The sequence below is a fragment of the Leifsonia sp. 2MCAF36 genome, assembly GCF_052115525.1.
In the GTDB taxonomy this organism is placed as follows: Bacteria; Actinomycetota; Actinomycetes; order Actinomycetales; family Microbacteriaceae; genus Leifsonia.
Window position 1 is genome coordinate 12276 of the sequence record NZ_JBFRGV010000003.1, and the last position, 25445, is coordinate 37720.

19 protein-coding genes are annotated in these 25445 nt (G+C 68.3%); 3 read left to right on the plus strand and 16 right to left on the minus strand.

Annotated elements, in window-relative coordinates; translation table 11 throughout:
• Window positions 1-52: 52 nt before the first annotated feature.
• The 8 genes from AB4079_RS05455 to AB4079_RS05490 all read right to left on the minus strand — a co-directional run bounded on the left by AB4079_RS05455 (window position 53) and on the right by AB4079_RS05490 (window position 9358).
• Window positions 53-1345, minus strand: a complete 1293-nt coding sequence (locus AB4079_RS05455) for an ABC transporter substrate-binding protein (RefSeq protein ID WP_441786280.1) — start codon at window positions 1343-1345, stop codon at window positions 53-55.
• A 29-nt stretch (window positions 1346-1374) separates the two neighbouring features.
• Window positions 1375-2256, minus strand: a complete 882-nt coding sequence (locus AB4079_RS05460) for a carbohydrate ABC transporter permease (protein ID WP_441786281.1) — start codon at window positions 2254-2256, stop codon at window positions 1375-1377.
• Entirely contained in the window at window positions 2253-3203 is a 951-nt protein-coding gene (locus tag AB4079_RS05465) for a carbohydrate ABC transporter permease (protein WP_441786282.1), read from the minus strand. The genes AB4079_RS05460 and AB4079_RS05465 overlap by 4 nt, the downstream gene beginning before the upstream one ends.
• Complete coding sequence (locus tag AB4079_RS05470) at window positions 3200-4240, minus strand: LacI family DNA-binding transcriptional regulator (protein WP_441786283.1); 1041 nt, start codon at window positions 4238-4240, stop codon at window positions 3200-3202. Before AB4079_RS05470 ends, AB4079_RS05465 begins: the two co-directional genes overlap by 4 nt.
• A 128-nt stretch (window positions 4241-4368) precedes the next feature.
• Window positions 4369-6228 (minus strand): thioredoxin domain-containing protein, encoded by a 1860-nt coding sequence (locus AB4079_RS05475; RefSeq protein WP_441786284.1) that lies wholly within the window; start codon window positions 6226-6228, stop codon window positions 4369-4371.
• Between the two features lie 221 nt (window positions 6229-6449).
• Window positions 6450-6860 (minus strand): hypothetical protein, encoded by a 411-nt coding sequence (locus AB4079_RS05480; RefSeq protein ID WP_441786285.1) that lies wholly within the window; start codon window positions 6858-6860, stop codon window positions 6450-6452.
• Window positions 6861-6918: 58 nt separating this feature from the next.
• Window positions 6919-7752 carry an aldo/keto reductase gene (locus AB4079_RS05485; protein ID WP_441786286.1) on the minus strand — a complete coding sequence of 278 codons (834 nt, stop codon included), beginning with the start codon at window positions 7750-7752 and terminating at the stop codon, window positions 6919-6921.
• A gap of 28 nt (window positions 7753-7780) precedes the next feature.
• A complete protein-coding gene (locus tag AB4079_RS05490; protein ID WP_441786287.1) occupies window positions 7781-9358 on the minus strand; it encodes a long-chain-fatty-acid--CoA ligase in 1578 nt (525 codons plus the stop codon).
• Between the two features lie 246 nt (window positions 9359-9604).
• Between AB4079_RS05490 and hrpA the strand changes: the two genes are divergently transcribed.
• Window positions 9605-13477, plus strand: a complete 3873-nt coding sequence (gene hrpA / locus AB4079_RS05495; protein WP_441786288.1) for an ATP-dependent RNA helicase HrpA — start codon at window positions 9605-9607, stop codon at window positions 13475-13477.
• A 102-nt stretch (window positions 13478-13579) separates the two neighbouring features.
• Here the strand turns inward: hrpA and AB4079_RS05500 are convergent, their stop codons facing one another.
• The 7 genes from AB4079_RS05500 to AB4079_RS05530 all read right to left on the minus strand — a co-directional run bounded on the left by AB4079_RS05500 (window position 13580) and on the right by AB4079_RS05530 (window position 21825).
• Window positions 13580-14362, minus strand: a complete 783-nt coding sequence (locus AB4079_RS05500; RefSeq protein WP_441786289.1) for an SDR family oxidoreductase — start codon at window positions 14360-14362, stop codon at window positions 13580-13582.
• Window positions 14363-14421: 59 nt separating this feature from the next.
• Window positions 14422-15198, minus strand: coding sequence for an amino acid ABC transporter ATP-binding protein (locus AB4079_RS05505; protein WP_441786290.1), 777 nt, complete (start codon window positions 15196-15198; stop codon window positions 14422-14424).
• A complete protein-coding gene (locus AB4079_RS05510) occupies window positions 15195-16178 on the minus strand; it encodes an amino acid ABC transporter permease (protein ID WP_441786291.1) in 984 nt (327 codons plus the stop codon). The genes AB4079_RS05505 and AB4079_RS05510 overlap by 4 nt, the downstream gene beginning before the upstream one ends.
• 5 nt (window positions 16179-16183) lie before the next feature.
• Window positions 16184-17080, minus strand: coding sequence for an ABC transporter substrate-binding protein (locus AB4079_RS05515; RefSeq protein ID WP_441786292.1), 897 nt, complete (start codon window positions 17078-17080; stop codon window positions 16184-16186).
• A 235-nt stretch (window positions 17081-17315) separates the two neighbouring features.
• Window positions 17316-18194, minus strand: coding sequence for a sulfurtransferase (locus AB4079_RS05520; RefSeq protein WP_441786293.1), 879 nt, complete (start codon window positions 18192-18194; stop codon window positions 17316-17318).
• A 1-nt stretch (window position 18195) separates the two neighbouring features.
• On the minus strand, window positions 18196-19185 hold the full coding sequence (locus AB4079_RS05525; protein ID WP_441786294.1) for a ribonucleotide-diphosphate reductase subunit beta: 990 nt from the start codon (window positions 19183-19185) through the stop codon (window positions 18196-18198).
• 135 nt (window positions 19186-19320) lie between these two features.
• Entirely contained in the window at window positions 19321-21825 is a 2505-nt protein-coding gene (locus tag AB4079_RS05530) for a ribonucleoside-diphosphate reductase subunit alpha (protein ID WP_441786295.1), read from the minus strand.
• A gap of 262 nt (window positions 21826-22087) precedes the next feature.
• On the opposite strand from AB4079_RS05530, the gene AB4079_RS05535 reads away from it, so the two are divergent.
• Together AB4079_RS05535 and AB4079_RS05540 are read left to right on the plus strand one after the other, a co-directional pair.
• Window positions 22088-23299 (plus strand): MFS transporter, encoded by a 1212-nt coding sequence (locus AB4079_RS05535; protein ID WP_441786296.1) that lies wholly within the window; start codon window positions 22088-22090, stop codon window positions 23297-23299.
• 210 nt (window positions 23300-23509) lie between these two features.
• Window positions 23510-24319 carry a hypothetical protein gene (locus tag AB4079_RS05540; RefSeq protein ID WP_441786297.1) on the plus strand — a complete coding sequence of 270 codons (810 nt, stop codon included), beginning with the start codon at window positions 23510-23512 and terminating at the stop codon, window positions 24317-24319.
• Window positions 24320-24404: 85 nt separating this feature from the next.
• Here AB4079_RS05540 and AB4079_RS05545 read toward each other — a convergent pair whose 3' ends face one another.
• Window positions 24405-25385: an aldo/keto reductase gene (locus AB4079_RS05545; protein WP_441786298.1), complete on the minus strand. Its 981-nt coding sequence runs from the start codon at window positions 25383-25385 to the stop codon at window positions 24405-24407.
• Between the last annotated feature and the right edge of the window lie 60 nt (window positions 25386-25445).

The window sequence follows — 25445 nt, forward strand, 5'->3', positions numbered from 1 at the left end:
ATCCATCGTCTCTCCTTTTGTTCCGTGTGTCTCGTGGCGGCTGCGCGTCCGGTCAGCCGACCGCGGACCAGCCGTCCGTCAGCTGCTTCTTCAGATCGTCCAGGCTGATCGCGTTGGTCAGGTACTTCTGCAGAGCCGGAGTCGCGTACTGGTCCTTCCACTGCGGATAGTTGGTGGCCGCCTGGAAGGGTGCAGCCGTGAGCTCGTCGCCCGACTTGAGGATGACGTCCCAGCCGTTCTTGCCGGACGTGTCCTTCGCGACCTGTGCGCGTGCGGCGGACGACGCGGGGATGAGCCAGTCGCCCTCGGCGAGCTTCGCCTGGTTGTCGGCCTTCATGAAGTAGTCGATGAACTTCGCCGCCTCAGGGATGTGCTTGCTCTGCGCCGAGACCGACATCGTCTGCGGGTTGGCGGCCTGATCGGCGCCCTTCGTTCCCGCGAGCGGCGGGAGCACGGCCCAGTCGAATCCTGCCGGGGCCGATTCGCTGATCTGCTGCGCCACGTAGTTGCCGCCGATGTACATCGCGTACTTGCCGCCGAAGAAGCCGGGGAGCACGTCGCTTCCGCTTTGCGTCAGCGACACGGGGTCGAGCGATTTGTCCGTGTAGGCCATCGCGTTGATGCGCTTCGGCACCTGCAGTTCGTCGTCACCGACGTGGATGGTGGACTTGCCGTCCTTGTTGTCGAAGAACGTGCCGCCGAAGCCGAGGGCCAGGTTCATCACGGTCGCCGTCGGGGACTTCATGCCCCAGCCGGTGCCGAAGTTGCCGCCCGAGGTCAGCTTCTTCGAAAGCGACTCAAAGTCGTTCCAGCTCAGGGTCTTCCCGTTCGGGATGTCGACCCCTGCGGCCGAGAACGCCTTCTTGTTCGCGAACACGACGTATGACTGCAGCAGCGTGGGGGCCGCGACGATCTTGCCGTCGGGCGTGGTGACCGACTTCCAGATGTTCTTCGAGACCGCGTCCTTGGTGTCGGAGCTGAGCTTGCTGCTCAAATCGGCGAGGTAGCCCTGCTGGGCGAAGCCCATGATGTCAGCCGACTCGTCGTGGATGATGTCCGGCGCGGTTCCGCCCTGGAACTGCGTGACGAGCTGGTCGTGCACGTTGTCCCAGCTTCCCTGCTGGAGCTTCACCTGAATGTTCGGGTTCGCCTTGTTCCACGAGTCGACGATGTCCTTCGTCGCTGTGACCGTGGTGTCCTGGAAGGCGAGCGACTGGAAGGTCAGCGTGACCTTGCCTCCTGTCGCGGTGTCGTGGCCGCCCGAGGACGAGCAGCCGGCGAGGGCGAGCGTCGCGGCGGCGATGCCGGCGACGAGCGCGCTCACCCGGAAGGTGCGTGTGCGCATGGTTTCTCCTTGGTTGGGGTTGGTGGGTCTCAGCCCTTGACGGCGCCGCTGAGCAGGCCGGAGGTCAGGCGTTTCTGGATGAGGAGGAAGAACACGAGGCTGGGGATGGTCGCGAGCAACGAGGCCGCTGCGAGCTGTCCGAGCTGGACCTGACCTTCGGCGCCCACGAAGCGGGCGAGCGCCAGCGGCAGGGTCTGGAGACTGGGGTCCTGGATGAGCACAAGCGCGAAGAAGAACTCGTTCCAGGCATTGATGAAGGTGAACAGGCTGGTGGCGACGAGTCCCGGTGCCAGCAGCGGGAGCACGATGGTCCGCAGCGTCCGCAACCGGCCCGCGCCGTCCATCGCGCCGGCTTCTTCCAGCTCCACCGGGATGCCGGCGATGTACCCCTGCAGCATCCACAGGGCGAACGGGAGCGACCAGACCGTGTACACGAGCACCAGGCCGGCCAGATTGTTGATCAGGCCGATGTTCTTCAGCACGAGGAACAGCGGGATGATGATCAGGATGAACGGGAACACCTGGCTGAGCAGGATCCAGCCGGTCGCGATCCCGCGCAGCCTGGTACGGAAGCGCGCGAGCGCGTAGGCCGCCGGAAGGGCGATGATCGTGACCAGCACGGTGGTGGACACCGCGACGATCAGGCTGTTCCCCGCGGCCGCCACCAGGTTCGCCTTGTCCATCGCCTGCACGAAGTTCTGGAGGTCGAAGGTGGTCGGCAGGAAACCCGGGTTCGGTGACTGGAGCTCGCGCGAGGTCTTGAACGCCGTCGTCAGCAGGAATAGCAGTGGGAAGCCCAGGAAGATCATGTACAGCACGAGGGCGACGTACTGGAGCGGGCGTGCGATGTGACGAGCCCGCTTCACCGAGGCGCTTTTGACGGGACCGGAGGCGAGAGTGGTGGAGGTCATGCGTTGCGACTCCTCATCTGACCGCGGAGGTACAGGAACAGGAAGATCGCGATGACCACGACCATGACGTTGCCCATGGAGGCTGCATACCCGAAGTTCCCGTAGCGGAAGGCTTCGTTGTACGCGAACAGCATCGGGAGCATGGTCGTGCCGCCCGGGCCGCCTGCGGTCAGAACGAAGACGAGCGCGAACGAGTTGAAGTTCCAGATCAGGTCGAGCGTCGTGATCGCCACGATGACCGGCCGCAACGCCGGCAGAGTGATGTGCCAGAACCGTCGCCAGGTGCTCGCGCCGTCGATCGCCGCCGCTTCATGCAACTCGGTCGGCACATTCTGAAGGCCCGCGAGCAGGGTGATGGTGGTCTGCGGCATCCCGGCCCAGACACCGACGACGATCACGGCGGGAAGCGCGATGGAGGCGTTGCCCAGCCAGTTGATGTCGCTCGGGAGGCCGAGGCCGCGCAGCGCCTGGTTGATCGGTCCGTAGCTGGGATTCAGCATGAGCCGCCACATGATCGCGATGATCACCGGCGGCATCGCCCACGGCACCAGCGCCAGCGTCCTCGCCAGCCAGCGAAGCCGCAGATTCAGGTTGAGCAGCAGCGCGAGGCCCAACGACGCGAGAAACTGCAGGATCGTCACGCTGAACGCCCACAGCAGACCGATCCCGAACGAATTCCAGAAGAGGGCGTTGCCGCCCAGCTTCGTGTAGTTGTCGATTCCGTTGAAATTGATGGGCAGGTTGTAGCCGGCGCGCGCGTCGGTGAAACCCAGCAGGATGCCCTGCACCAGCGGGTAGACGCTGAAGATGACGATCGGGAGCAGGGCGGGCAGCACGAGCAGCACCGCGTCGCGGCTTCGACCGCCGGCGGGGCCGCCGGCCAGGCGCCGGCGCCGTCTCGGCGCCTGGGGCGAAGCCCCGGTCGGAGGCGCGACCGTCGTCGTCATTCGCCGGCCACCTCTCGGGCGGCGGAGGACTCCCGGATGCTCAGTGTCGGCTCGATGACGACCGTCTTGGTCGCGACTCCCGGGTTCTCCAGACGGCGGATGAGCAGCTTGGCCGCCGTGCGGGCGCGCTTCGCTGAGCCGAGGTTGACACTGGTGAGGGCCGGGTCGGCGAGTTCAGCGGCTTCGCTGTCGTCCATCCCGACCACCGCCACATCGTGGGGCACCCGGATGCGGCGAGCCGCGAGTTCTTTGAGGACCGCGACCGCGATCAGGTCGTTCGCGCACACGATCGCATCGGGTGAGCACTGACCGAGCAGGCGCGCTGCCGCCTTGCGACCCGCCTTGTAGGTGAAGTCGGACGCCGCGACCTGCAGGTCCGCGGTCGTCGGGAGTCCGAGACGCTCGACGGCCCGGAGGTACCCCTCGAGGCGGGCCGCACCGGGGACGGTGTCGACCGGGCCGTTCACGAAGGCGATGTGGCGACGGCCCGTGGAGGCGAGGTGCTCGACAGCGAGGCCGACGCCCGCAACGGAGTCGGCGCGGACGCTGTCCACGTCCGCCTCCGAGGGCAGCGAGCCGATGACGACCGTCGGGATGCGGCTGCCCTGGAGTGCCGCCACCAGCTCCTCGGTGACACGGAGCGGGCTCATCAGCAGTCCGTCGGCGAACCCGCGATTGAGGCTTCCGAGCAATTCGATCTGGTCCTTCGGATCGCTGCCGGTCGACGACAGCACCAGGCGGTACCCCTTCTTCGCCGCGACCCGGGCCACCTCGTGCATCATCTTGACGTAGACCGGGTTCCCGAGGTCCGCGACCGCGAGCGCGATCTGGTCGGTACGTCCGGTCTTGAGCGTCCGCGCGCTGGCGTCGGGGACGTAACCGAGCTCGTCGGCCGCGCGGCGGACGCGCTCAGCGAGCTGTGCCGACGCGGGCTGGCCGTTGAGGACCCGGGATACCGAGGCGATCGAAACGCCCGCGCGTTCGGCGACGAGGACGAGCGTGGACCGTTTCGCTTCGATCGTCGGCTGCTCGGACATGCACTGCTCCTGCTTCATTGGAAGGATCGCTGCTGGAAACGTTCTTGGGAACGTTTACGAGAACGTTTACAGGAACGCTAACACAGACGTGCGTCCATGTCGAACGCGACGAAGCGGAAGGAATGCGGTTACAGGTCCGCGGCGTTCGTCACGGGAATGCGGCAGACGAAAGCCCGGCACGGGTACGCCGTCGCAACTCCGCCCTGGGCCGTCCGGCCCTCGAACAGTTCGAAGCCCTGAGCGGCGAGCGCGGCCGCCTCCGATTCGGTCGCCATGGCGACAAGGGGCGCGCTGTGCCGCCGGGCGGCGGACACGAGCCCGGATGGTGCCGCGGCTGACCCTTCGACCGCATCCGGAACCACCACGACGAGTTGCTCCGCCTCCCCCGCCAGCCGGGACATCAGTGCCAGCGAGGTCCCGAAGGCGCTCGGCGCCTGGATCGCCTGCGCCGCGACCATCCGCATCCCCTCGCGTGCCGCCCGCTCGTAGCGTCGTTCGCCCGTCATCAGGTACAGCGTGTGGGCGGCCTGCGCCATCGACGAGAGCCCTGACGGGTAGGCGCCCTCCGACGGGTCGACGCGCACCGCCAGCCCGGTCGCCTCCAGCACCGGGTCTCCACCGCCCGGAGTCTCGAACGGGCACGTTCCGTCGCCCGCCGCATCCAGGCACAGGTCGACCAGGTCGCGTGCCGCCGTCGCCGCGGACACATCGCCCGCGGCGAGCGCCAGCTCGAGCGGCCCGGCTGCCAGGCCGCCGTAGTCTTCGAGCGTCGCGCCTGCCTCCGAGCGGCGGTCGCCGAGGGAGGTGCGCAGCAGGGTCCCGTCCTCGCGACGGTGGCGGCTGAGCACCGCATCCGCCGCCTCCCGGGCCGCCGCGATCCAGGCGGGGCGGTCGAGGATGCGCCCGGCTCGGGCCAGCGCGCCGATCGCCAGGCCGTTCCAGCCGGTGAGCACCTTCTCGTCGAGCGGCGGAGGGTCCAGCCGGGCGCGGTCCGCCGGCGGGAGCGTGTAGTAGGTGCCCTCCACGCGGGCGCCGTCGATCGTGCTCTCCGAGTCCTGCGCCGACGCGAAGCCGCCGGAGGGCCGGCGCAGCACGCCGAGCAGGAACGCCGCGACGCCGTCGGCCGTGCGCTCGGCCCACTCCGCGCCGGTCTGCTGCCAGGCGCGGGCGTAGGCGTCGAGCAGGAGCGCGTTGTCGTAGAGCATCCGCTCGTAGTGCGGCTCGCTCCAGTCGCGCCGGGTGGCATAGCGGAAGAAGCCGCCGTCGACCACATCGCGCAGCGGTGAGGCGGCCATCCGTTCCAGAGTCCGCGCAGCAAGCTCATGGCCCGACGGGCGCGCGAGGAGGAAGTCGAGCAGTGGCGCGACCGGGAACTTCGGCGCCGTGCCGAAACCGCCGAACTCCGGGTCCTCCGCCTCCGCCAGCTGGGCGACGGCGGCATCCAGGGCCCGATCGTCGGGGAGGTCGGAGACCGAGGTCGCCGCCTCCGCCGCCGCGGCGAGCGCGCTCACGACCTTGCCCGCGTCCGACTCGACCTCGCTGCGCCGAACGGTCCACGCATCCGACACCGCGTCCAGCACCTGCCGGAACGACGCACGACCGGCAACCGGCTGCGGTGGGAAGTACGTGCCCGCGAAGAAGGCCCGGCCCTCGGGCGTCGCGAAGACCGTCAGCGGCCAGCCGAGGTTGCCCGTGAACGCGCTCGCGGCCGACAGGTACGCAGCATCGACGTCGGGATGCTCCTCACGGTCGACCTTGATCGCCACGAACCGCGCGTTCAGCTCCTCCGCCGTGGCCGGGTCGCTGAAGCTCTCCCGGGCCATGACGTGGCACCAGTGGCAGGTCGCGTAGCCGATCGACACCATCACGGGGACGTCGCGCCGCCGCGCCTCGGCGAACGCGTCGGCTCCCCACGGGTACCAGTCCACCGGGTTGTCCGCGTGCGCGCGCAGGTACGGGCTGATCGCGTCCGCGAGCCGATTCGACATGGGCTCACCCTACGACGGCGGTGCCGGAACGGAAGCCCCGGGTTCCGCGCGTATCGCGGGGCGCCTCCGCTCGCCGACCACCCGTGCCGGTCGGAGATTCGTCCGCTTGCGTCGGAGATCTGCCCCCCACAGCCCTCGATTCTCCGTCCGGCCGCGGTCGGTCGGAGAATCGGCCGCGATTCTCCGCCGTTACGCAGGAACCTGGATCCCGACCAGCAGCATCAGCCCGCCGTATCCATCCCCTGCAGCCGCACCGACGAGTTCAGGTAGAACGCGGCCAGCACCGCGTAGCTCAGGCACGCGATGGCCGGGATGATGGCGTTCTCGGGTTTGCTGGCGAAGGCGCCCACACCGGAGATGAAGGCCAGCACGGCGAGGAGGGCGCCGATCCAGAAGCCCGCCGCAGGCCGCGCCGTCGCCCGCCACCAGGGGCGCGGGTCGGCCCGGTTCTCCTCCGCACCACGGAACGTGCGCACCCCGACGACGACATAGGCGACGTTGAGCACGGCGACGATCAGCACGTCGAACGTGGGATTCACCAGTCGCGCGATGAGGAAGACGTTGAGCACCAGGATGAGTGCGAAAACGCCCACGATGTAGGCGATCTTCCCGGTGGCGGACGTGATTCTCACGCGTCGAGCCTAGCCCGGGGGTGCGGCGTCGCAACGCCGCTCCCCCGGTCGGCGGAAATCAGTTCACCTCTGCGGGGTGGGCGCTGACGCGTCCCTCGCGCTCCAGCGAGTTGATCGCCGCGACCTCGTCGGCCGTCAACTCGAAGTCGAAGACGTCGAAGTTCTCGGCCATCCGCTCGCGCCGGTTCGACTTGGGGAACACGATGTTCCCGGTCTGCAGGTGCCAGCGGATGACGACCTGCGCGGGCGTCTTGCCGTGCGCTTCGGCAGCCTCCGCGACCTCGGGCACCTCGAACAGCGGGTACTTGCCCTGGCCGAGCGGGCCCCAGGCCTCGATCTCGATGCCGTTCCTGCGGGCGAACGCGGTCACCTCGGGCTGCTGGTGCGCCGGGTGCAGCTCGATCTGGTTGACGGCCGGGACGATGTCCGTGCTGGCGAGCAGCTTCTCCAGGTGCGGGACCAGGAAGTTGGAGACGCCGATCGCCTTCGCACGGCCGGACGCATAGATCTTCTCCAGCGACGTCCACGCCTCGACGAAGGTGTCCTTCTGCGGCGTCGGCCAGTGGATGAGGTACAGGTCGACGTAGTCGAGGCCCAGCTTCCCGAGCGATTCCTCGAACGCGTTCTCCGCGTCCGTCTGGCGGTCGTTCCACAGCTTGGTGGTGACGAACAGCTCCTCGCGCGGGATGCCGGAGGATGCGATCGCCCGGCCGACGCCCTCCTCGTTTCCATAGATCGCAGCGGTGTCGATGTGGCGGTATCCGACCTCGAGGGCGTCGGTGACGATCCGCGTCGTCTCGGCCGGGTCGACCTTGAAGACGCCGAAGCCGAGCTGAGGGATGGTGGTCCCGTTGTTCAGGGTCAGAAGCGGGGTATTTGCGTGTGCAACCATATCCGCCACGGTACCAGGGGCGGGTGGATCAGCCGACCGGTTGCGCGCCCGCCTCGGCCTCGAACCGCGCCACCAGCTCCCGCTTCAGCACCTTGCCGCTCGGCCCGAGGGGCAGTGCCTCAAGGATCTCCACGCGACGCGGGTACTTGTAGGCGGCGACCTTCTGCTGTGCGAAGGCGACCAGCTCCTCCCCGTCCGCCTCGCCGCCGGGCATCAGGGTCACCGCGGCCATGATCTCCTGGCCGTGCGTCTCGTGCACCACCCCGAAGACGGCCACCATCGCGACGGCGGGATGCGTCGACAGCACCTCCTCGACCTCCCGCGGGTACACGTTGTACCCGTTGCGCACGATCATGTCCTTCTTGCGGTCGACGATCGTGATGTAGTCGTCGTCGCTCTTCGTGCCCAGGTCGCCCGTCCGGAACCAGCCGTCCACCACCGCCTCCGCGTTCGCCTCCGGCAGGTTGAGGTATCCCTTCATCAGGTTGTGGCCGCGGACGACGATCTCGCCGAGTTCACCCCGGGGCAGCAGCTCGATCCGGTCGTCCACCTCGGGGTCGGCGATCTCCACATCCACACCCCAGATCGGCGTGCCCACCGTGCCGACCCGCGTCGGGCGGCCGCGGTGGTTGAAGGACGCGACGGGCGAGGTCTCCGTGAGGCCGTAGCCCTCGTGCACGTCGATGCCGTACACCTCCTTCATCCGCTCGATGACGGCGACGGGGATGGCCGCGCCGCCGCTCATGCCGTAGCGGAGCGGCGGACGGTGCTGGTTCGACTTCGCCGCCTCGAGCAGCGCGATGTACATCGTCGGCACGCCGGTCATCACCGTGCAGGCGTGCTCGTTGAGCAGCTGCAGCGCGGTGGCGCCGTCGAATTTCGGCACCAGCACGACCGCCGCGCCGGCCCGGAAGCCCATGTTCATGACGCAGGTCTGCCCGAACGTGTGGAACAGCGGCAGGCAGCCCAGGATGCGGTCGGTCGGTTCGAGGTCGAGGGTCGTGCTCAGCAGCACGTTCACCTGCTCGATCAGCGAGAAGTGGCATCCCTCCGCGCCCTTCGGCTTGCCCGTCGTGCCGCTGGTGTAGAGGATCGTCGCCGTGTCGAGCGGGTCCCGCGGCACGTAGCTGTCGATGGGGGTGGATGCGGCGGCCAGGTCCTCGAGCCGCGGGAACGGCGCCTGCTCCAGCAGCTCGTCCGGCACGAGCACCGACAGCGTCGGGATGCCGGCCAGCCCGGCACCGCGTGCCCCCTCGCCGAGCAGCGGCGCGGCGCAGATCAGCACCGAAGCGCCGGAATCGCCCAGCACGTACGCGATCTCCTCCGCCTTCAGCAGCGCGTGCACAGGGACGACGACCGCGCCGAGCGCGAGCACGGCGTAGTACGCCCGCGGGAAGTCGGGCACGTTCGGCAGCATCAGCGCCACCTTGTCGCCCGGTTCCACACCGAGGTCGCGGAGCGCGCCCGCGTACGCCCGCGTCTGCTCCCACAGCTCGCCGTAGCGGATCTCGCGGCCCGCGAAGATCAGGGCGACGTTGTCGGGGTGCCGATGCGCCGTCTCCGCCAGGATGCTCGCGACCGACATGGTGGCATAGCCGTGACTCATGGGGTTCTCCTCGTCTCCGTCGACGCCGGACCCTCTCCGGGTTAGGGCGAATCTACGTCGCCCGCCGCCGCGGGGCAACGCCCCAGCCCGGGGCGCGCCGCCGCCTGTCGTCACGTACCCCGTGTGTCGCACGTACGCCGCCGTTCGTCACGTACGCCCCCGCGCGCCCGACCGCGCACGTTCCGAACGCCGGCGCTCACCGCCGCCGGCCAGGAGGACGCGAGGCGCAGCTAGAATGGAAGGCTCATGTCTTCCACCGAGACCCTCCCGCGCATCGTCTTCCCGAGCGAGCTGCCGGTCAGCCGCATGCGGGACGAGATCGCGCGCGCCATCCGCGACAACCAGGTCGTCATCGTCGCGGGCGCGACCGGTTCCGGAAAGACCACGCAGCTGCCGAAGATCGCCCTCGAACTCGGCCGCACGAGCATCGGCCACACCCAGCCGCGACGCCTCGCGGCCCGGACCATCGCCGAGCGGATCGCCGAAGAGCTCGGCCAGTCCGTCGGCGAGCTGGTCGGCTACCAGGTGCGCTTCACCGACCGCGTGTCCAAGGCGACCCGGATCAAGCTGATGACCGACGGCATCCTGCTCAACGAGCTGCGCCGTGACCGGATGCTGCGCGCCTACGACACGATCATCATCGACGAGGCGCACGAGCGCAGCCTCAACATCGACTTCCTGCTCGGGTACCTCAAGCAGCTGCTTCCGCAGCGTCCCGACCTCAAGCTGATCATCACGTCGGCGACCATCGACCCGCAGAGCTTCGCCGAGCACTTCGCGTCCGCCGACGGCACACCCGCGCCGATCGTCGAGGTCTCCGGCCGCACCTACCCGGTCGAGATCCGCTACCGCCCACTCGTCGCGGAAGCGATGGAGGAGGACGACGACGATCCGGATCCCGTCCCCTCCGTCGACCGCGACTACCTGCAGGGCATCAACGACGCCCTCGACGAGCTGGCCCGCGAGGACCGCGGCGACGTGCTCGTGTTTCTGTCCGGCGAGAACGAGATCCGGGACGCGGCCGACGCCATCCGGGGCCGCAATCTGCCCGGAACGGAGGTGCTGCCGCTGTACGGGCGCCTCTCCGCCGCCGAGCAGGACCGGGTGTTCCAGCCGTCCACGATGGCCGGCGTCCGCCGGCGCGTGGTGCTCGCCACGAACGTCGCCGAGACGAGTCTCACCGTCCCCGGCATCAAGTACGTGGTGGATGCCGGCACGGCCAGAATCAGCCGCTACAGCACGCGCGCGAAAGTCCAGCGCCTCCCCATCGAAGCGATCTCGCAGGCGAGCGCGAACCAGCGCTCGGGCCGGTCCGGCCGCACCAGCGACGGCATCGCCATCCGCCTGTACTCGGAGGAAGACTTCGAGAAGCGGCCCGAATTCACCGAGCCGGAGATCCTGCGCACCAACCTCGCCGCGGTCATCCTGCAGATGATCTCGCTGGGGCTGGGCGACATCGCGGCGTTCCCGTTCCTCACCCCGCCCGACTCCCGCGGCATCAAGGACGGCCTCGACCTCCTCACGGAGCTCGGCGCGATCAGCGCGGCGAAGGAGGGCTCGAAGCTGACCGCGGTCGGCCGCCAGCTGGCGCAGCTGCCGATCGACCCGCGATTCGCCCGGATGGTGGTCGAATCCAAACGGCACGGCACCTCGCGCGAGGTGATGGCGATCGTCGCAGGCCTGACCATCCAGGACCCGCGGGAGCGTCCCGTCGAGAAACGGGGCAGTGCCGACGAGAAGCACGCGCGCTTCGCCGACCCGACCAGCGACTTCCTCACCCTGCTCAACCTCTGGAACTATCTGGAGGAGCAGCAGAAGGAGCTCTCCTCCAGCGCGTTCCGCCGCCTCTGCAAGGCCGAGTACCTGAACTTCCTGCGGGTGCGCGAGTGGCAGGACGTCTACCGGCAACTGCGGCAGCTCGCGAAGCCGCTCGGCCTGACCATCGGCGAGCCGTCGGTGAACCCGGACGGCATCCACCGCTCGCTGCTCGCGGGTCTGCTGTCGCACATCGGGTTGAAGGATGTGCGCGAATCAGGCAACAAGGGAAGCGCGCGCGGCGCGCGGCAGTCCGAGTACCTCGGCGCGCGCCAGACCCGGTTCGTGATCTTCCCCGGCTCGACCCTCGCCAAGAAGCAGCCCAACGTCGTGATGAGCGCCGAACTCGTGGAGACGTCCCGCCTCTTCGCCCGGATGAACGCCTCCATCGACCCGGCCTGGGCCGAACCCATCGCCGGCGACCTGTGCAAGCGGCAGTACAGCGAGCCGCACTGGGAGAAGAACCAGGGCTCGGTCGTCGCGTACGAGCGGGTCACCCTGTTCGGCGTGCCGATCATCCCGCGCCGCCGCGTTCAGTACGCGCGGATCGACGCAGCGCTGTCCCGGGACCTGTTCATCCGGCACGCCCTCGTCGACGGCGAGTGGGACTCGCACCAGGCGTTCGACCGCGCCAACCGGAAGCTGCGCGCCGAGCTGCGCGAACTGGAGGAGCGGACGCGGCGCCGCGACATCCTCAACGACGACGAAGCGGTCTTCGAGTTCTACGACAAGCGCATCCCGGCCGAGGTGGTGTCCACGCGGTCGTTCGAAGGCTGGTGGAAGACGGCCCGTCAGGAGACCCCCGACCTGCTGACGATGACGCAGGAGGCGCTGCTCGACGAGGATGCGGCGGACATCGACGAGGAAGCGTTCCCGCCGGTGTGGCGGCAGGGCGACCAGCGGCTCACGCTGCGCTACCGGTTCGAGCCGGGAGCGGAGGACGACGGCGTGACCGTGCAGGTCCCCCTGCCGTTGCTCGCCGGGCTGCTCCCCGACGGCTTCGACTGGCAGGTGCCCGGCCTCCGCCATGAGCTGGTGACCGCACTCATCAAGTCGCTGCCGAAAGCCATCCGCCGTCAGGTGGTTCCCGCGGCGGACTGGGCGCAGCGGCTCCTCGGCGAACTGGCCGGGACGGCCGGAATGCGTGCCCACGAGGGAGAGCGGCCCGCCGGGTCGCTGACCGACACCCTCGCCGCGACGATCTCGCGTCTGACCGGGTCGCGCGTCAGCGGCAGCGACTTCGACCTCGACCGGCTGCCGCCGCACCTCCGGCCGACTTTCCAGGTCGTCGGCGAGCGCGGGCGACCGATGGCCAGCGGTAAAGACCTCGCCGCGCTGCAGGACCGGCTGCGCTCACGGGCCCGCGACTCCGTGGCCGCCGTGGCGGAGGCGCGGACGCCCAACGCCCTCGAACGGACCGGCCTCACCAGCTGGGACTTCGACGAACTCCCGCGCTTCGTCGACTCGACGCATACCGGGCCCGGCGGGACGAAGAACGTCATCCGTGCCTACCCGGCCCTGGTCGACGACGGGTCGTCGGTCAGCATCCGCCTGCTGGGCACGCCCGCCGAGCAGGCTCGCGCCATGCCGGGCGGGGTGCGTCGCCTGCTGCTCGCGAGCGTCCCCTCGCCCGTCGCCTACGTGCAGCAGCACCTCACGTCGAACGAGAAGCTCACCCTCGCCGCCAGCCCGTACCCCAACACCAAGGCACTCTTCGACGACTGCCTCCTCGCCGTCGTCGACTCGGTGCTGTACCGGATGAAGCCGGACGGCCAGCTGTTCATGCGGGCCGAGTTCGAAGCGGTCCGCGACCGGGTGTCGGGCATCGTGATGGATGCGATGTTCGAGACGGTCGCGCTCGTCACGCGCATCCTCACCGCGGCCCGCACCGCGGAAAAGGCGATCTCGTCGGTCACCGCACTCACCTACCTGCCGGCGCTCAACGACGCGAAGGGTCAGCTCGGTGGGCTGGTCTGGGCGGACGGAAAGGGGCGCGGCTTCGTCGCGGCGACCGGCATCGAACAGCTCCGGCACGTGCCGCGCTACCTCGCCGGGATCACGCAGCGGATGCAGGCGCTGCCGACCAATCCCGGCCGCGACCGCGCGTGGCAGACGCAGGTGGAGACGGCCGTTGCCGTCTACACGGACGCCGGCGGCCGCATCCCTCCCGCCCCCGACGCATCGGCCGCCCTCGTGCACGCCCGGTGGATGCTGGAGGAGTTCCGCGTCTCCCTCTTCGCCCAGTCGCTCGGCACCGCCGAGTCCGTCTCCCTCCCCCGCCTCCGCAAGCTCCTCGCCTCCTAACGCCCCGCCCCCCGCCGTCGAGTACACAAAAAGTGCACGCCCCAACGGCGTGTCGCGTGCAGTTTGTGTGTACTCGACGGCGGGGGGCGGGGGCGCAAGGGGTTAGACGGAGAGGTGGAAGCCGCCGTTGGAGTGGAGGAGCTGGCCGGTGATCCAGCCGCCGGCCGGGGAGAGCAGGAAGGCGACGATGTCGGCGGTGTCCTGCGGGCGGCCGAGACGGCCCAGGGCGGTTTCTGCGGCGAGTGACTCGGCGAGCTCCGGCGTCATCCAGCCGGTGTCGATCGGGCCGGGATTGACCAGGTTCGCCGTGATGCCGAGGTGCGCCAGCTCCACCGCCGCCGCGGTGACGATGCGGTCGAGGGCGCCTTTGCTCGCGCCGTACGGCAGGTTGTGCGCGGTGTGGTCGCTGGTCAGGGCGACGATCCGTCCGAGACCGAAAGCGCCAGGCTCGAACTGCTCGGCGAACGCTTTGATGAGCAGCCACGAGCCGCGCGTGTTCACGGCGAAGTGCCGGTCGAACGCCTCCACCGAGGTGTCGAGGATGCCGCTGTCGACCGAGTGCGCGTGGCTTGCGATCAGCGCTTGGATCGGCCCGAGGCCCGCGCGGACGCGCTCGACGGCGAGGGCCGGGGCTTCCGGGTTGGCGAGGTCCACCGCGACGGGAAGCGCTCGGGCGCCGAGCGCTCGCAGCTCGTCCGCGAAGGCGTCGTGGGCGCGTTCGTGGGCTCCCCACGGCATCGTCGCGTCGTAGTCGTCCCAGAAGGCGAATGCGACATCCCAGCCGAGGGTGGCCTGGTTGCGGGCGATCGCGGCGCCGATCGAGTTCGGCCGGCTCGCACCGGTGACGAAGGCCACGGGCCGGGTCGAGCGGGCGTCGTTGTCCATCCGACGATTCTGTCAGACGCGACGCCCGCCCGATGCCGGAGATCGGGCCGGAGACCGGGCTACAGCACCTTGGACAGGAACGCCTGCGTCCGCTGGTGCTGCGGGTTGCTGAGCACCTCGCGCGGGTCGCCGGATTCGACGACCACGCCGCCGTCCATGAAGACCAGCTCGTCGGCGACCTCGCGGGCGAAGCCCATCTCGTGCGTCACGACGATCATCGTCATGCCGCTCGAGGCCAGGCCCTTCATCACGTCGAGCACCTCGCCGACGAGTTCCGGGTCGAGCGCCGAGGTGGGCTCGTCGAACAGCATCAGCTTCGGGTCCATCGCCAGCGCCCGCGCGATCGCGACCCGCTGCTGCTGTCCACCGGACAGCTGCGACGGGTAGTGGTCGCCTTTCTCGCCGAGCCCCACCCGGATGAGCAGCTCGTTGGCGCGTTCGACGGCCTTCGACTTCGAGAGCCCCTTGACGCGGATGGGCGCCTCGATGATGTTCTCCAGCGCCGTCATGTGCGGGAACAGGTTGAACCGCTGGAACACCATCCCGATCTCACGGCGCTGCCGGGCGGCCTCCTTCGGCTTCAGCTCGTAGAGCTTGTCGCCGTGCTGGCGGTACCCGACGACCTCGCCGTCGACCGAGAGCCGGCCGGCGTCGACGCGTTCCAGGTGGTTGATGCAGCGCAGGAACGTGGACTTGCCGGAGCCGGACGGGCCGATGATGCAGAGCACTTCGCCCTGGTTCACCTTCAGGTCGATGCTCTTGAGCACCTCGTTGGAGCCGAAGCTCTTCGAGACGCCCTCGGACAGCACCATCGGTGTCGCTGTGGTGTCGCTCATCCTTTGCCTCCGAGGTCGTTTCCGTCGGGCGCGCCAGCGGCGGGGAGTGCGCCGGTGGCGAGTGCTGGTTCGTTGCGGTCGGGGCGTCGTGCGTTGATGCCGCGCGAGAAGCGCTTCTCCAGGAAGTACTGTCCGGTCATCAGCAGTGATGTGAACAGCAGGTACCAGAGCGACGCCACGATCAGCAGTGGGATGGGCGTGTACGTGACCGCCGAGATGTCGCGCGCGACGCCGTAGAGGTCCGTGGTCAGCGGGATGGCCGCCACCAGCGACGTCGTCTTCAGCATCGAGATGACTTCGTTGCCGGTCGGCGGGATGATGACGCGCATGGCCTGCGGGATGACGATGCGGGTCATCGTCTGACCCCACGACATGCCGAGCGCCGTCGCCGCCTCCTCCTGACCGTTGTCGACGGAGAGCAGACCGGCGCGCACGATCTCCGCCATGTAGGCGGCCTCGTTGAGCGCAAGGCCGATGATCGCGATGATGAACGCGTTCTGCATGAAGCCGAGGTCGAGGTGGACCCCGACCTGCGTCCACGGCACGCCGAGGAAGATCTGCGGATAGATCAGCGAGAACAGGCCCCAGAACACGAGCTGCACGTAGACCGGCGTCCCGCGGAAGACCCACAGGTAGACCCAGGCGACCGACTTGACGACGGGGTTCGGCGACTGCCGCATCACCGCGAGGATGAGGCCCAGGATGACGCCGATGATCATCGAGAAGACGGTCAGTTCGAGGGTGACGAGCGCAGCGGCACTGATGCGTCTGTCGAAGACGTACTTGCCGACGTACTGCCAGCCGTACGCGGAACGCTGGGAGGCGTCGATGACGAACCACACGACCAGCAGGATCAGGATGGCGGCGAAGACGATCCGCCACGGGTGCCTGAGCTTGACGGCCTTGATCGGTTCGGACCGGGAGCCCGCCGGCGACGGGACGGATCCCGTCGCCGGCCGGACGGTGTTGCCCTGTGACATGAAAGTCAGCCCTTCGAGGCGGCGTTGACCTCGGCGGTCGTAGCGGCGCCGTCGGCGACGCCCCACTTGTCGAGGATCTTCTTGTACGTGCCGTCGTCGATGAGCGCCTGAACGGTCTTCTGGATGACCGGCGTCAGCTTCGAGTTCTTCTGCAGCGGGATGCCGTACGGCGCCTGGTCGAAGGTCTTACCGGCCTCCTGGAGCTTGCCGCTCGACTTCGAGATCGCGTACAGGGTGACGGGCGAGTCGGCGCTCAGGGCATCCGCCTTGCCGAGGATGACCGCGTTGGTCGCGTCGTCCTGGTTGTCGTAGCGGAGCGCCTGGATGGCGGGCTTGCCCGCGTCCGTGCACTTCTTCGACTTCGCGGGAACCTCGTCGGTGTCTTCGTACGTGGTGGACTGCACGGCGACCTTCAGGCCGCAGGCGTTGTCCGGGTCGATGCTCTTGCCCTTGGCCGAGGCCCAGAGGATGCCGGCCGAGTAGTAGTTGACGAAGTCGACCTGCTGCTCGCGCTCGGTGGTGTCGGTGAACGAGGACATCCCGATGTCGTCCTTGCCGCCGGTGATGCTCGGGATGATGTTGTCGAACTTCGCGATGGCGAAGTCGGCCTTGAGTCCGAGCTTCTGGGCGATGGCGTTGGTGAGCTCGACCTCCCAGCCGACGGGCTGACCGTTGTCGTCCTTGAACTCGTTCGGCGGGTACGTGTCGTCCATGCCGACCACGAGCTTGCCGGAGTCCTTGATCTTCTGGGGCAGCTGCCCGGCGAGGGTGTCGTCCTTCTTCACGGCCGCTGAACTCGGCGTTGAGCCAGAGGTCGGTGAGGAGTTGTCGACACAACCGCTCAGCGCGAGCGCTGCGATGGCGGCGACGGCGGCGATGGGAACCGCGGTTCGGATGCGCATGATTGTCGTTGTCCTTCTTCCTGATGCAGGAATATGTCTGCGTGTTGCACGGGTAAGGGGAGGATACCGCAGCGGCGGGGCCGCCCTTCAACACTAATTATCGTTGGGAACGGTGTTTTTCACGGAGGTTTCCGACACATTTCCGTGCCGAACGCAGCGAAATCCGCCGTTGGGGCGGTTTCACGCAGCAAAACGGGCCTGTCACAGCCGCGGCCGTGCGCCGAGTCTCGTTTGCTTATCGGTTCGAGGTCTCGACCGGACGCGCCGGGTCGTTCGACCAGGCGGAATAGGACCCCGCGTAGAGCGACGGCATCGGCAGGCCGGCGGTGACCAGCGCGAGCGCTTCGTGCGCGGCCGTCACCCCGGACCCGCAGTAGACGCCGACCGGCGTGCTCTCCTGGATGCCGAGTGCCGCGAATCGCGCGGCGAGGACGTCGGGCGGCAGCATCCGCCCGTCGGCGTCGAGATTGTCGGTCGTCGGCGCGCTCACCGCTCCGGGGATGTGTCCAGGACGCGGGTCGACGGGCTCGACATCGCCGCGGAACCGCTCCGCAGCGCGCGCGTCGAGCAGCACGCCGTCGTGCGCGAGCGCGGCAGCGGCGTCCGCGTCGAGGGTCGGCAAGGTGCCGAAGCTCAGGTGGATGCCGCCCGGTTTCGGTTCGACCGTGTCCGTTTCCAGCGGCATACCGGCGTCGCGCCAGGCGGCGAGTCCGCCATCGAGCACGCGCACCTCGCGCACGCCGGCGTGGCGAAGCATCCACCAGGCGCGTGCCGCGGAGGTTCCGGAGACATCGTCGTAGACGACCACAGCGTCGTCGTCGTCGAGGCCCCAGCGCCGCGCCGCCGCCTGGAAGGCATCCTCGGTGGGCAGCGGGTGGCGCCCGTCGGTCGGCAGGCCATGCCGGGCGAGCTCGGTGTCGAGGTCGACGTACACCGCGCCCGGGATGTGGCCCTGCTCGTACTCCTGGCGGCCGGGCGGTCCGCCCAACATCCAGCGCACGTCGAGGACGCGCCACGTGGAGCGCCGCCGGCCGGCGCCGCTCCACAGGGATTCGGCCCCGAGAGCGACGTCCAGCGCAGCGGCGGTGATCAGCGGAGGGAGCTCCACGGGCACCTCAGCGCCCGCTGGAGGCCTTCGCGTTCGACTCGTAGGAGGTGTTGGTGGACTCGAAGAAGTTCACCAGCTCCAGCGTGTCGTTCGCTGTGGCCATCCACTTGGCGGGGTTGGAGACCTTGTACTCGGCCTCGAAGCCCAGCTCCTCCAAGCGGCGGTCCGCCAGGTACTTGACGTACTGGTTGATGTAGTTGGCGTTCAGGCCCAGGATGCCGCCCGGCAGGAGGTCGCGGTTGTACTGCTCCTCCATCTCGACGGCGTCGAGGATCATCTGACGGATCTCGGCGGCGAACTCCGGCGTCTGCAGGTCCGGGTTCTCCTCCAGCACCGTCAGGATGAGGTTGATGCCGAACTTCAGGTGCAGCGACTCATCGCGCACCACCCAGTCGATCAGCGAGCCGAAGTTGCGCAGCAGGTTCCGCTGACGGAACGACAGCGCCACCATGAAGCCGGAGTAGAACCAGATCCCCTCGAGGATGACGTTGTACGCCACCAGGTTGCGGATGAAGTCCTGCTTGCCCTCGGTCGTGGTGATGTCGAGAGTCTGCTCGGTCATCCGCTTGATGAAGCTGACCTCGAACTCTTCCTTCTTCGCCATCGACGGGACGTCGACGTGGGAGTTGTAGGCCTGCCCACGGTCGATCGGGAACGTCTCCAGGACGTACTCGAACGACATGCAGTGGTTCGCCTCCTCCCACATCTGCTTCGCGAGGTAGAGGTGTGCCTCGGCCGCGTTGATGTAGGGATAGACGCCGAACGCGAGGGCCTTGTTGACCAGCAGCTCGTTCGGGTTGAAGTAGCTCATCAGGAAGGTGACCGCGTGGCGCTCCTCGTCCGTCATCCGCTTGAAGTCGGCGATGTCCTCGCCCAGCTGGATCTCGTTCGGGAACCACGTGTTCGCCACGGCCTGGTCATACAGGTCCATCGCCCACTGGTACTTCACGGGCTTCAGCAGCAGGCCCTCTTCGATTCCGGTGCCCAGAATCCCCATCGTTCGTTCTCCTCGTTACTTCTACGTGCGTTGCCGTACTGGCGGATGCCGTGCGGGCGGACTACTGGCAGGACTCGCACTGCAGGTCGTCCATCGGGTCGACCGGCACGTAGTATTCCTCGATCTTGGTGCTGTTCACTTGCTCTCACCACCCGGGGTGCTGTTGGAGGACAGGCCGCCGAAGCCGAAGCCACGACGGGCGGGGGCCGAAGCGGGCGCGGTCTCGGTCACGGCGGGAGCCGCGGCCGGTGCCGGCGCCGGCGCACCGGCGCCGACGGTGGCGAAGCCCTTGCGGCCGCCGGAGATCTCCTCCGACTTGTTGACCTTGACCGTCGACTGCTCGGCCTGGTGGCGCGGCTTCATGTGGAGGTAGTACGTCGTCTTGACGCCCTTCTCCCAGGCCGCGTAGTAGATGTCCATCATGTCGCCGAGATCGCGCGTCTCGAGGTACATGTTGCGGCTGATCGCCTGGTCGATCCACTTCTGGGCGCGGGCCGCGACCTCGATGAAGGAGTACGGCGAGAGCTGGAAGCTCGTCTTGAACGTCTCCTTGACCTCGTCCGGGATCTCGGCGATGTTCTGGATGTCGCCCTGCGACCGGAGGATCGCCTCACGGACGTCCTGCCAGATCCCACGCTCCTGGAGCGTCTCGACCAGGTTGCGGTTCACCTCGAGGAACTTGCCCGACGAGGTCGAACGGCTGAAGATCTGCGAGAACTGCGGGTCGAAGCCGGGCGTGGTGCCGGCGACGAGGCCGATGGATGCGGTCGGCGCGATGGCCATGAGCGTCGCGTTGCGCATGCCGCCCTTGACCTTCTCGCGCAGGCGGTCCCAGTCGAGGCGGATCGTGCGGTCCACGGTGATGGGGAGCCCGCGGTCGGCCTCGGTCAGCGCGATGGAGTCGAAGGGCACGAGACCCTGCGACCACCGCGAGCCCTCGAAGTTCGGGTACGCCCCGCGCTCCTGAGCCAGGTCGGCGCTCTCGTCGATCGCCGCGTACGAGACGTGCTCCATGATCTCGTCGATCAGCGTGTACGCCTCTTCGCTCTCGTAGCTGAGGCCGAGCTTCTCGACGACGTCGGTGAAGCCCATGACGCCGAGCCCGATCGCACGGTTCTGCTGGTTGGAGAAGTCGGCCTCGTCGACGCTCGACACCGTGATGTCGATGAGGTTGTCGAGCTGGCGGACCGCCTGGCGGGCGCTGGCCTCGATGCGCTCCCAGTCCATCTTCCCGTCGATCAAGTGACGCGACAGGTTGATCGAGGCGAGGTTGCAGACCGAGACGTTGTCGCGGTCCTGCGGCAGCGTGATCTCGGTGCACAGGTTCGAGAGGTGGATCGTGCCCGTGTTGTTGTTCAGCGCACGGTTGTTGATCGTGTCCTTCCAGGTCAGCCACGGGTGGCTGGTGGTCTGGAGGCTCATCAGGATGTCCTTGAACTGCGCACGGGCGCTGATCTTCTTGAACATGCGCATGTTGCCGGCCTCGGCTTCGGCGACGTAGTGGGCGTAGCGCTCGGAGAAGGCCTTGCCGTACAGCTCGTTGAGGTCGGAGACCTCCAGCGGGTCGAAGAGGTACCAGTCCTCGTCGTTCTGGACGCGCTTCATGAATTCGTCGCTGATCCACACCGCGGTGTTGGCGGTGCGGGTGCGGCGGTACGGGTCGCCCGAGTTCTGGCGCAGGTCCAGGAACTCCGGGAAGTCCATGTGCCAGTTCTCCATGTAGAAGCACAGGGCGCCGAACTTCTTGCCGCCGCGGCTGACCGCGCGCAGCACCGAGTCGATCGTGTGCATGAACGGGATCGGGCCGGTCGAGGTCGTGTTGTTCGAGCGGATGGGCGAGCCCTGGGCGCGCAGCTTGGTGACCGCCAGGCCGATGCCGCCGGTGCCCTTGGTGAGCCACATGACGTCGCGGACGCTCTTGGCGATGTGCTCGATGTCGTCCTGCATCTCCATGACGAAGCAGTTGGAGAGCTGCGGGTATGCGGTGCCGGCGTTGACCAGCGTGGAGCCCGCGGCGAGGTACTCGAGCTTCGACATCTTGTCGTAGAACGCGAGGGCGTGACTGGTGGGGTCGGCCTCGTTGAGGGAGAGGCCCATCGCGATGCGCATCCAGAAGAACTGCGGCACCTCGAGGGAGTCGCCGTTGCGCGCCTTGATGCCGTAGCGGTTGTTGAGGGTGACGACGCCGATGTACTTGAGCAGCTCATCCCGCGACGGGTCGAGGTACCCGGCCAGGCGGTCGAGGTCGAAGGCGGTGGTGAAGCGGCCGTCGAGCAGCGTCTCGGCGACGCCACGCTCGATGTAGCTGCGGAAGAGGGAGGTGTGCAGCTCGACCAGTTCTTCATGACTCTGGTAGTCGCCGAGCACGCGCTTGTAGATCGTCTTGAGGAGGAGGCGTGCGGCGACGGTGTCGAACGCGGGGTCGTCCTTGACGTTCTGGAGGGCGACCTGGATGACCGCTTCGTCGAGCTGCTGGGTCGTGATGCCGTCGAACAGGGTGAGTTCGAGCTCGCTCGCGATCTGCGTCACCCACGTGATGTTCTCGTCCAGACCCTGGGCCGCGTTCTCGATGGCCAGGTTGATCTTGTTGGCGTCGTACGGCTCGCGTTCGCCGTTGCGCTTGACGACTGTGATTCCCACTGTCTCTCCCTCGTAAATGTGCCGCTGACGCGGCGGAAAACCGCACGCAACCGGGCTCTCGGCGTCCCCTGGCGACCGACCGGCCTTGCGTGCTCGACCACTATATAGCGGGGGTCCGACATTTACATTGCCCCACATCTAGTGGGCGTGTCGTCCACAGGTGGGGACAACTTATGCACAGTTTCCACACCCCCCAGCACGGGGGACGTCAGTCTGTGGACAGCCCTCGACGCGACCTGCCGGACCGATAGTGTGGACCCTTGTGAGCAGCTACACCAGCCTTCTGAAGACGCCGGGCGTCGCCCGCATCATCGCGGCTCAGCTCACCGCGCGTTTCCCGTTCGGCATGCTGTCGCTCGCGTTCCTGCTCCACATCGAGCGCGTCCACGACTCGTACGGAGCGGCCGGCCTCGTGCTCGGCGCGATGAGCATCGGGCAGGCGATCGCCGGTCCGATGACGAGTCGCCTGATGGGTGTGCTCGGGATGCGCGTCGTGCTCTGGACGACGCTGCTGCTGTGCTCGGCCGCGGTCGCGGCGATCGGCCTGTTCGTCATGCCCATTCCGCTGACCATGGCCGTCGCGTTCTTCGCGGGCCTGTGCATGCCGCCGATCCAGCCGGCCGTGCGCACCATCTACCCCAAGATGGTGAACTCGCGGCAGCTCACTCCCCTGTTCTCGCTCGACGCATCCGCCCAGGAGATCATCTGGATCGCGGGGCCGGTGGCGATCACCTTCGTCTCGACCCAGATCGGCACCGTCGAGGGCATCCTGATGTCCGTCGCGATCATGCTGGCGGGCGGCTTCTGGTTCATCTCGTCTCCAGAGGTCGGGCGGGTGCGCATCCCGCGCAGCAAGCGACGGTTCGGGACGGTGCTGGCGCGACCGCCGGTGCTGCTCGCCACGGTCGTCGGCTTCCTCCTCATCGGCTCGTGCGCGGCCGTCGAGGCGGGCGTCGTGGCGAACTTCGGAAACGGGTCCCCGCTCGCCGGGATCGTGCTCGCCATCTGGTCGCTCGGATCGCTGGTCGGCGGACTCGCGTTCGGTCACATCCCGATCGGCCCCTGGGCGACGGCGCGCCGTATGCTGATCGTCTTCGTCGGCGTCGCCCTCTCGACCTTCATGCTGTGGTCGTGGTGGGGCCTCTCGCTCACCCTGATCATCGCCGGGCTCGGCATCGCGCCGGCGCTGGCCGTGCTCTTCGCGATCGTCTCGGCGAGCGTGAAGTTCTCGGACACGGCGGAGGCCTACGGCTGGGTGGGCACGGGCCAGCTCATCGGCGCGGCCCTCGGCTCCGCCCTCGCGGGCTTCCTCATCGACGGGGTCGGAGCGGTCGGAGCGTTCTGGGTCGCGGGGGTCTTCGCCCTCGTCGGGTTCGTCGTCCCGGCGCTGGCGCACCGCGTCCACCCCGACCTGCGCGGCCGCGACGCGTCCCCCATCCCCGACACGGAGCCCGTCCCCGTCCAGCCCTCCTGACGCGGCCCTCTCGACCGCTGAGGTGCTCGTAGATGCACTGAAGGTGGCATCTGGGGTACAACTACGAGCACCTCGGCGAACCCCCTGTGGAGAGTTCGAGCGGTCGGATCGCAACGGTGCAAGGGTGATCGGATGACACCGCGCTCACGCCTCGAAACGTCCGGCGATGTGGGGACTCCATTCACCACATCGAACGCCCTCCGGGGAGGGATGTCTCCAGGCCAGTTACGCTCAGATCGACTCGTCCGTCCGTTTCGTGGCATGCGGATTCCTCGCGAAGCGGACACCTTCATGACACGTCTTGAGGCATTCGCGGTGCATCGAGGAACTGACTTCGCCTTCAGTCACACGACTGCCGCCCGACTGTTCGGGGTGCCGCTTCCAGCGGGGAGTTCCGATCTGATTCACGTGAGCGTGCCTGCGGACTGCCGTGCACCGGTGGTTCGCGGTTTCGTCGGGCACAAGCTGACTCGATGGCAACGTGTCGAGGTATCCGGGCTTCCGACCACATCAGCGGAGCAGACCTGGCTGGACCTCGCGACCATCCTCAACCACGAAGACCTCGTGATCGCCGGCGACTTTCTCGTCGGTGGCCGGCGGCCCCTCGCCGATCTGACGCTGCTGCGTGCGGCTCTCGAGGCATCGCCCGGCAGACGCGGAGCCAAACGAGCCGGCCGAGCACTCGAACACATCCGCGTCGGATCCGAATCACCCGGCGAGACGCGGCTGCGCCTCATTGTGTGCGGCGCAGGTTTGCCGGAACCGCTCCTCAACTACAACATCGTGGACCATGCCGGCCACTTCGTCGCCCGCGCCGACCTCGTCTATCCGGCGGCGCGTATCGCGCTCGAGTACGAGGGAGACGTGCACCGGGTCGACCAGGACACCTGGCGCAGGGACATCACGCGGCGAGAACGGGTGGAGGATCTGGGCTGGCGGATGGTCCGAATCACCGCCGGGGATCTGCGCGAGAGCCAGCAGCTCATCGCACGCATCCGCCGCCTCCTCCGAATCCGCTGACGTGCCGCGAAGTGCTCGTAGTTGCACGCGACACGCCGCCACGCGGCGCAACTACGAGCACCTCAGCGGCGCAGAAGCCGGGAGGCTACCAGCGGGGGTGGACGGTGGCGCGGAAGTGGTCGTCGTAGATACGGCGGACGGCGGCGTCGAAGTCGTCCGGGAGTCGCAGGGAACCCGCGGCGGCGTTCGCTCGCGCCTGCTCCGGCGAGCGGGCGCCCGGGATGACGGTGCTCACGCCGTCCTGTGCGACGATCCACGCGATAGCGGCCTGCGCCGGCGTCGCACCCTCGGGCACGAGGGCCGCGAACTCGCGCGCGGCCTTCACGCCCTCCTCATAGTCCACACCCGAGAAGGTCTCGCCCACATCGAACGCCTCGCCGGCGCGGTTGTACGTGCGGTGGTCGTCTGCCGCGAACGTGGTCTGCTCGCTGTACCGGCCGCTGAGCAGCCCGGACGCGAGCGGAACGCGCGCGATGATGCCCACCCCGGCCTCGCGCGCGGCGGGCAGCACCCGGTCGAGTGGCTTGAGGCGGAAGGCGTTCAGGATGATCTGCACCGTCGCCGTGCCGGGCCGCGCGATCGCGGCGAGCGCCTCATCCACCGTCTCCACGCTGACCCCGTAGTTCTCGATCGCGCCCTCCTCCACGAGCGTGTCGAGGGCGTCGTAGACGGAGTCGCTGGAGAACACCGGAGTGGGCGGGCAGTGCAGCTGGACCAGGTCCAGCCGGTCGACGCTGAGGTTGCGGCGCGAGCGGTCCGTCCACTCGCGGAAGTTCGCGAGGGTGAAGTTGGCGGGGTCCTGCTCCCCGCGGCGCCCCATCTTGGTCGCCACGGTGAGCGGGAGCTCGGGATGCTCGGTCACGAACCGCCCGATGATCTGCTCGCTGCGCCCGTCGCCGTAGACGTCGGCCGTGTCGAAGAAGGTGACACCCGACTCCGCCGCCGCCTGCAGAACGCCGAGCGCGTCGTCTTCGGAGACGTCTCCCCAGTCCGCTCCGAGCTGCCAGGTGCCGAGTCCGACGACCGACACCTCCCGTCCTGTTCCGCCGAGGATTCGCTGTTCCATACCGCCAGCGTATGCGTTGCCGCCGGGCCGCCGAACCGACCGGCCCGCAACGCTCCGGCC